The sequence below is a fragment of the Streptomyces sp. NPDC020362 genome (genome assembly GCF_040642095.1).
Classification (GTDB): Bacteria; Actinomycetota; Actinomycetes; order Streptomycetales; family Streptomycetaceae; genus Streptomyces.
The window spans coordinates 1-8,061 of sequence record NZ_JBFAET010000294.1 but is presented as its reverse complement, the minus strand read 5'-3'; the positions used below and the strand labels follow the sequence as shown (position 1 = coordinate 8,061).

6 protein-coding genes and 2 pseudogenes are annotated in these 8,061 nt (G+C 72.5%); 3 read left to right on the top strand and 5 right to left on the bottom strand.

The window, feature by feature from the left end; translation table 11 throughout:
• Positions 1-101: 101 nt before the first annotated feature.
• Together glpK and AB0H32_RS44905 are read right to left on the bottom strand one after the other, a co-directional pair.
• Entirely contained in the window at positions 102-1,613 is a 1,512-nt protein-coding gene (gene glpK / locus AB0H32_RS44910; RefSeq protein ID WP_361134401.1) for a glycerol kinase GlpK, read from the bottom strand.
• A 41-nt stretch (positions 1,614-1,654) separates the two neighbouring features.
• Positions 1,655-2,422, bottom strand: a complete 768-nt coding sequence (locus AB0H32_RS44905; protein ID WP_361134398.1) for an IclR family transcriptional regulator — start codon at positions 2,420-2,422, stop codon at positions 1,655-1,657.
• Positions 2,423-2,618: 196 nt separating this feature from the next.
• Here AB0H32_RS44905 and AB0H32_RS44900 point away from each other — a divergent pair, with 196 nt between their 5' ends.
• Positions 2,619-3,044, top strand: coding sequence for an ATP-binding protein (locus AB0H32_RS44900; protein ID WP_361134395.1), 426 nt, complete (start codon positions 2,619-2,621; stop codon positions 3,042-3,044).
• 385 nt (positions 3,045-3,429) lie between these two features.
• Here the strand turns inward: AB0H32_RS44900 and AB0H32_RS44895 are convergent.
• From AB0H32_RS44895 to AB0H32_RS44885, 3 genes and pseudogenes are all read right to left on the bottom strand, one after another.
• A pseudogene (locus AB0H32_RS44895) lies at positions 3,430-4,425 on the bottom strand (PP2C family protein-serine/threonine phosphatase); the annotation flags it as partial.
• 208 nt (positions 4,426-4,633) lie between these two features.
• A complete protein-coding gene (locus AB0H32_RS44890; protein ID WP_361134392.1) occupies positions 4,634-5,392 on the bottom strand; it encodes an IclR family transcriptional regulator C-terminal domain-containing protein in 759 nt (252 codons plus the stop codon).
• A gap of 290 nt (positions 5,393-5,682) precedes the next feature.
• Positions 5,683-5,823 (bottom strand): annotated as a pseudogene (locus AB0H32_RS44885) (Sec-independent protein translocase subunit TatA); the annotation flags it as partial.
• A 280-nt stretch (positions 5,824-6,103) separates the two neighbouring features.
• Here AB0H32_RS44885 and AB0H32_RS44880 point away from each other — a divergent pair.
• Positions 6,104-7,303, top strand: coding sequence for a protein kinase (locus tag AB0H32_RS44880; RefSeq protein ID WP_361134389.1), 1,200 nt, complete (start codon positions 6,104-6,106; stop codon positions 7,301-7,303).
• Positions 7,304-7,407: 104 nt separating this feature from the next.
• A partial coding sequence (locus tag AB0H32_RS44875; RefSeq protein WP_361134386.1) for a hypothetical protein occupies positions 7,408-8,061 on the top strand: 654 nt, incomplete at its 3' end.

Sequence of the window (8,061 nt, the reverse complement as noted above, 5' to 3'; positions counted from 1 at the left end):
CGCCATCACCCACCCCTAGCGCTCCGGCCCGCTCCTTGGCCCCCCGCCCCTCGAGCCGCACCCCGAGCCGCCCCCCCCCCGGGGGGGGCGCACGGACCCGGTCAGGACTCCGGCGGTCTGATCCATCCCAGGGACCGTTCGACGGCCCGCTGCCAGTTGTCGTACTCCCACTCCCGCCGGGCGGGGTCCATGTCCGGAAGCCAGCGGCCGGCGGTGTGCCAGTTGCGGCGCAGGACTTCCAGGTCCGGCCAGTATCCGGCGGCCAGACCGGCGGCGTAGGCGGCGCCGAGGGAGACCGTTTCGGCGACCATGGGCCGCACCACGGGCACGTCGAGCACGTCGGCCACGAACTGCATCAGCAGGTTGTTCGCGGTCATGCCGCCGTCCACCTTCAGCTCCTTGAGCGCCACCGAGGAGTCGGCGTTCATCGCGTCGACGACCTCGCGCGTCTGCCAGCCGGTGGCCTCCAGGACGGCCCGGGCCAGGTGGCCGCTGGTGATGTAGGAGGTGAGGCCGACGATCACGCCGCGCGCGTCGCTGCGCCAGCGCGGCGCGAAGAGCCCCGAGAAGGCGGGAACGATGTAGCAACCGCCGTTGTCCTCGACCGTCCGCGCCAGGGTCTCGATCTCCGGGGCGCTGCTGATCAGTCCCAGGCGGTCACGGAACCACTGGACCAGCGAGCCGGTGACGGCTATCGACCCCTCCAGGGCATAGGCCGGAGGCTGGTCACCGATCTGGTAGGAGACGGTCGTGAGGAGTCCGTGCCGGGACCGCACGACGTCGGAGCCGGTGTTGAGCAGCAGAAAGCTGCCCGTCCCGTACGTGCACTTCGCCTCGCCCGGGGTGAAGCAGGTCTGGCCGAAGAGGGCGGCCTGCTGGTCGCCGAGGGCGGCCGTGATGCGGAGGCCGGGCACCGGCGTGCGGGCCTCGCCGTAGGTCTCGGCGGACGGCCTGATGTCGGGCAGCATCGGACGGGGCACGCCGAAGAACGTCAGCAGTTCCTCGTCCCAGGCGAGCGTGTGGATGTTCATGAGCATGGTGCGGCTGGCGTTGGTCGGGTCGGTGATGTGCAGGCCGCCGTCGGCGCCCCCGGTGAGGTTCCAGATCAGCCAGCTCTCGATCGTGCCGAACAGCACCTCGCCGTCCTGCGCGCGCTGCTCCAGTCCCTTGACGTTGTCGAACAGCCAGCGGATCCGCAGCGCCGAGAAGTACGTCGAGGGCGGCAGGCCGCACCGCTCCAGGAAGAAGTCCTCGCCGGGGCGGTGCCGGAGGTCCTCCACGAGCGGCGCCGTGCGGGTGTCCTGCCAGACGATCGCCCTGCCCAGGGGGGTGCCCGTGCGCCGGTCCCAGAGCACGGTCGTCTCCCGCTGGTTGGCCACCCCTGCGGCGGCGACCTGCTCCGCGGCGAGGTTCGCCCCGGACAGGGCCTCGGGTATCACGCGCCGCAGGTTCTGCCATATCTCGACGGCGTCGTGCTCGACCCAACCGGGTCTGGGAAAGTGCTGCTGGTGCTCTCGCTGGGCGACCGACACCAGGCGTCCGCCGTGATCGAACAGGATGCATCGGGTGGAGTTGGTGCCCTGATCGATGGACATGACGTACCGCTCAACCATGAACGGGTCCTCCTTCCGGCGGGTCGAGAGGCGGGAGGGCTCTACCAGCGCGCGGCGCCCAGGTCTCTGGAGATCGCCCGTGCGGCCTCACGGATCAGGGTGATCAGGCTCGGCCTGGGCCGGCCCTGGCTGTCACAGATCCTCTCGACCGGACCGGACAGCCCGATGGCGCCGACGACGAGGCCTCCGTGTCCGCGGATCGGCGCGGCCAGCCCGGCCTCGCCCATGCTCATTTCCTGGACCTCGGCGGCCCACCCGACCTCCCTGACCTCGGCGAGCGCCTGGGTGAGCCGCTCCGGGGAGACCAGGGTGTGCCGGGTGTACGTCTCCATCCCCGCCTCCAGAGCCGCGTCGAGGGGAGCGGTACCGTAGGCGAGCAGCACCTTCCCGAGCGAGGAGGCGTGCAGGGGCAGGAGCGCGCCCACGTCCAGGGTCTGGAGCGAGTCGTCGGGCCGGAAGACGTGGTGGACGACGAGGACCCTGCCTTCCAGGGGGGTGCCCAGGCGCACCGCTTCCCCGCTGCGGGCGGCCAGGGCGTCGGCCCAGTTGATCGAGCGCGACCGCAGCTCGTTGACGTCGAGGTAACTCGTACCGAGGTGCAACAGGGCAGCCCCGAGCTGGTACTTTCCGGTCGCCGCGTCCTGCTCGACGAAATCCACGTGCTGGAGTGTGCGCAGGATGCCGTGGGCCGTTCCCTTCGCGAGGCCGAGCGAGGCCGCCACCTCGCCGAGCCCGAGCCGGCGGGGCCCACCGGCGAGCAGACGCAGAATTGCCGCCGCCCGTTCGATCGACTGGACTGGGCCTGCCATGATGCGAGCCTATTACCGACATGGGCGTTTTGCTCCGCGTGCGGGCGACACTCGTGGCGGCGACAGGCAGCCGCGTTCGACAATGCCGACCCCTGTTCATTGACCGCCCCGGTACGGCTTCCTAACGTGCTTGACAGCCCGGCGAATGCGCTGAGGCCCCGGCGCCCGACCGGCAGCGCTCACCTCAGGAGTGAAGATGGCGGTACAGCTCAACACTCTGCTTCGGGAGACATACGAGGACATCTGTCCGATGCCGCCAGTCGCCGGCGCCGTCTCGGCCGCGCGCCGACACGCGCGGACGGTCCTCGCCGACTGGGACGTGTGCCCGGACCTCGTCGAGGACGCACTGCTGGTGGTGTCGGAACTGCTCACCAACGCGATCGTCCACGCCCTGCCCCCGGCCGTGCTGCGGCTGTCGTGGGTCCGGCGCGACGGGCTCGGCACGCTGCGCGTGGAGGTCTCCGACGCGGGACCCGCCCTGGCGGCGGCACACTCGGGGGCGGGGATCGACCCGGACGAGCACGGCCGGGGCGAGAGGATCGTCCAGACGGTGGCCGATTCGCACGGCATCCACATCCAGGGCGCCGCGGTCACCCGGTGGGCCGAACTCGTCGCCGCGTGACACACCACCTTCCCTCCGGGTCCGCCCTGCCACACCACGCTCTCTCCGGGCCCCACCTGCCACACCACGCCGCCTCCGCACCCGCGAGATCCGCCGCGCAGGATTCTCGCCGCCCGACCGGTCAGGCCTGCTCGGGCAGGGGCCCGCACAGGCGGCCACCCAGCCGTCGACAGCCCTCCGCGGCTGTACGGGCGGAGCCGGGACGCCTCGGACTCCCCGGGGCCGCGGTCCCCCAGCCGGCCTGCCCCCCACCGGACCGGCCCAGCTCGGCGGACCGCGCACGGGACATCACGGACGCGGCTTCGCGACCGCCGTCGGACGCCGGTTCCGGGACGACCGGTGCGCGTAGCGCCGACTCGGACGTGACCGGCTCGTCCGCGGTCTGCCTGCGGAGCAGGAGCAGGGCCGCGTCGTCGTGCAGCCGGCCGCCCACATGCGCCAGCAGCTCGTCATGGAGCCCGGTGAGCGTACGCGCCGGTTCGTCGGACACATGGTGCGCCACCCGTTCGGCCAGCGGGTAGAACTCGCGCTGGTGATCACGGGCCTCGATGACCCCGTCGGTGTAGAGAAGCAGCTGGTCGCCCGCCGCGAAGGGCACCCGCTGCAGACGCGGCTCCTCGGCCAGGAGGGCACGCAGCCCGAGGGGCGGAGCCGGATGGGTGGGTTCCACGGCCACGACGCGTCCGGAGCCGGAGATGAGCAGCGGAGGCGCGTGTCCGCAGTTGACCACCTCCAGCTCCCCGTCCTGGGCATATCCGGCGACCACGGCCGTGACGAAGTCGTCGGCCCCGAGGTTGCGCGCCAGGCTCCGCTCGATCCGGTCCACGACGGCGAGGAGGTCGGGTTCGTCGTAGGCCGCCTCACGGAAGACGCCGAGGACGAGTGCGGCGGTCCCCACGGCCGGCAGCCCCTTGCCGCGCACGTCGCCGACGATCAGCCTGATCCCGTGCGGGGTGGGCACCAGGGCGTAGAGATCCCCACCGATGCGGGCCTCCGCCGCCGCAGCGCTGTAGCGGACGGCCACCCGGAACGGGCCGACGGTCTCCGGGACGGGCTGGAGCAGGGCGTGCTGGGCGGCCTCCGCGACCGAGCGGACGGCCGCGAGCACCCGCTCGCGCCGGTCCCGCCGCGCGCTGGCCAGGCCGCTCGCCAGGGTGACGGCCATCAGGGCCGACAGGACGGCGGCCAGCTCGTGGCCCGGAACCCCGTGCCTGGTTCCCAGCACCGCACCGAGCCCGGTGGCGAGGAGGCCGACGCAGAGGACGCCCCTGGGCCCGTTGGTGGTGGCGGCCAGCGCCGGTCCGGCCGCCAGCAGCGGCAGCCAGATCGTCCCCGCGCCGCCGAGGACGTCCACAAGCACGATCCCCGCGACGATCAGCACCGGCAGTACGGGTACACCGGCCGCCAGCTGCGCGTTCGCACGGCCGGTGAATCGGTTCCGCTTCGGTCGCTCCGGCTGGGGGCCGCCACCATGGTCTCGGGCCTGACTCATCTTGGTCCGCAAATCCTCACCTGTCGGGACATAGCTCCCTGTATGTCCGCTTCATCCAGGAAAACGGCTGGGCGAGGCAGCCTCAAGGAGAGGGATTTCAGATAGTGAGCGAGAGGCTCCTGGTCACCCGGTCCGCGGCCGGGAGCAGTCGCTCCCGGATCTCCCGGAGCCGGTGGCGGCGCTCGGCCGGCATGGAGATGCCGAGGGAGCCGAGCGTGTCCCCGCGGTAGACGGGCACTGCGACGCACACCGTACCGAGGGCGTACTCCTCGAGATCGGTGATGGCGGGGGCCATGGGGTCGGTGTCCAGCTTCCTGAGCAGGTCCGGGAGGCTGGTGATGGTCCGCGGTGTCAGATCGGCCAGGTGGTGACGGGAGAGGTAGTCCCGGCGGGATTCCTCGTCCAGCTCGCGCAGCACGGACTTGCCGAGCGCGGTGGCGTGCCCGGCGTCCTCGAATCCCACCCACAGGTCGACCCGGGGTGCGCGGGGACCGTCGACGATCTCGGCGACCCTGATCTCGCCCTCCTCGTAGAACGTGAGGTAGGCCGCGAAACCGAACTCGTCCCGCAACGCGGCGAGCGCCGGACGGACCCGGCTGAGCAGGACTTGCGCAGTGCCCGTGCCGTGCAGCGTCTGCAACTTGTCGCCCAGGACGAAGCCGCCGTCGTCCAGCTTGCGCACATATCCGTCGTGGACCAGCGTCCGCAGCAGGTGATAGGCGGTGGCCAGGGGCAGCCCCGTCTCCCGTGCCAGCTGTTTGGCCGGCGCGCCGTTCACGTGTGCGCTCACCGCCTCCAGCAGGCGGAAGGCTCGCTGGACGGACGTGATGAGCGTGGGGCCGTCGTGAGCGCTCATACGCCCAGCGTGCCCCGGCCACCCGGCACAGGCAAGGCAAGGCTCAGCTCAGCGGGCGGTTTCGGGGGCGAGGCCGGCGGCTTTCTCCGCGCCCGCCGTGACAGACCCCGGGCCGACGCGACACCAGGGCGGCCCGCAGGACGGCGGCGGGGGCGTCAGCGGCCCGCGGTGTCCTCGGAGACCCTGCCCGGCGAAGCCGCATCGACGGCAGCGGCCTCCGCGACCTCAGCGCCGTCTGCCCGGCCGCACCATGAGCATAGGCGGGGGGCTGAGGGCGCCGTCCTCCTTCAGGCCTTCGCCTCGCCCTTGAGGATGTGCAGCGACGTGCCCAGTCCGCGCGCCGCCTCCGGCAGCTTCTTGGACCCGAAGAGCAGGATGATGACGATCGCCACGATCAGCAGGTGCCAGGGTTCCAGCCCGTTGCGGAGCATGCCCCCCCCCCCCTACCCCACGCCGGACAGCGGGATGCGCCCGGCGTCCGGCACCCCCGCCACGATTGCCACGTTGCGCAACTGTACAACTTCGGAGCGCGCACGTCCCCTACCGTGTGCAGGCCGCGGGCGCACGGCCGATCCCGGTGCGCCCACCCGGTGCGGGGGCCACGCGCACTCCTGCCTTCGATAAAGTGATCTTGTAGCGCCACCCTTGCGTCCGCCTTGTCGGTCACCGGGTGGCACGGCGCAGCTTGTCGTCGACAGTGAAGGAACGCACGTGGGACTGCTTCTGGCGGACCGCTACCACTTGGACGAGCCGCTGGGGCGCGGCGCCATGGGTGAGGTGTGGCGGGCCACGGACCGCACCCTCGACCGTGCGGTGGCGGTGAAGCTCCTGCGCACCGACGAGGCGGCGGACACCGAGCGCTTCCGGATGGAGGCCCAGACGGCGGGCCGTCTGCACCACCCGCACGTGGTGGGCGTCTACGACTTCGGCTCCCACCACGGCCGGCTCTACCTGGTCATGGAGCTGATCGACGGCTGGACCCTGGCCCAGGAGCGATCCCTGCGCGGCACCCTGCCCCCGCACGAGGCGGCGGCCGTCGCGGCGCAGATGGCGGCGGGGCTGGCCGCCGCACACGCCCAGGGCGTGGTCCACCGGGACATCAAACCGGCCAACGTGATGCTGACCGCCGACCGCACCGCGAAGATCACGGACTTCGGCATCGCCCGTTTCGCCGACGACGCCGCCGGTGCTCTCACGGCCACCGGGAAGGTCGTCGGCACCGCCGACTACCTGGCTCCCGAACGCGCGCTCGGGCGCCCCGCGCAGCCGGCCTCGGACGTCTACTCGCTCGGCTGCGTGCTGTACGAACTGCTCACCGGCCGACCGCCGTTCCGCGGTGCGACCACCTTGGCGGTGGTGCAGCAGCAGGTCGACGCCGCGCCCGTGCCGCCCTCCCACCTGCGTGCCGGGATACCGGACCCCCTGGCCGGCTACGTCCTCGACATGCTGGCCAAGGACCCCGCGCAACGCCCCACGGCGGAGCAGGCAGCGGCCCGGCTGGCCGGGACCCGCCCCGAGCAGGGACCGCAGGACGTCCCGCTCCCGTCGACTGCGCCGCCCGCGACGCCTGCGACGCGCTCCCACCGGGCGGTCGGCGGCACACGGGCCGCGCGGTCCCGCGGAAAGAGCCGCAGCCGGGCCACACAGGCCGTGCTGGGCGGGGCGGGCGTGCTGCTGTTCGCGGCGGCAGCGGCCGTCGGCGCGAACCTGAACTCCTCCGACGGCACACCGGCCTCGCCCGCTCCTTCCGGCTCGGCCCCCGCCGGCGGGGCTCCCCTGTCCGACGCGCCGTCGGCGGCCGCCCCCTCCGCACCGGCGGAACACCGCGAAGCCACCCAGGCGGACAAGCACTCCGAGGAACACCACCGGCAGGGCAGGCAGAGACGGCAGGGCAGACACGACGAGCACTGAGTCCCCTCGCCCTCGCCCCCACCGGATCGGCATGGGTGTTCATGTGCGTCCCGCACCCTCATCATGTGGCCACCGCAACACCTGACGAGCCGCCAGGAGGCCCAGTGGTACGCCCGCATGCCCGTGCACTGCTGTGCACGCTCGCTCTGCTGCTCTGCTCGACCCCGCCCGCCGCGGCCGCGGCACGGGAGCAGGAGGCGACCACCCCAGTCACACCGGTCGTCCTCGTTCACGGCTACAACGCGGACCCCGGTGTGTGGGGCTCGCTGCGGGCCGATCTGCTGGCGTCCGGATACCCCGAAGAAGACGTGTTCGCCTGGGGCTACGACACCAGCCAGTCCGTCAACGAGACCCTCTCCGGCCGCTTCGCCGCGTACGTCGCCCAGGTCCTGGCCCGCACCGGTGCCCGCAAGGTCGACATCGTGGCCCACTCCTTCGGCAGCCTCGTCACCCGGTGGTACATCAAGTACGGCGGCGGCACCGCCACCGTGGACCACTGGGTGTCGCTGGGCGGCCCCAACCACGGCACCGGCGTGGCCTGGGCCTGCGCCCTGTGGTCGCAGGCGTGCCGGGACATGACGCCCGGGTCGTACGTGCAAACCCGACTGGCTCAGGGCGACGAGACGCCCGGCGACGTGCGCTACGGCACCTGGTGGTCGAACTGCGACGAGGTCGTCGACCCGGATAGGCGCGGCAGTGGGACTCGGTGTCCTTCGCGGTGGAGGGGCGGCCCGTCGCCCCCGGACCACCGGAGGACG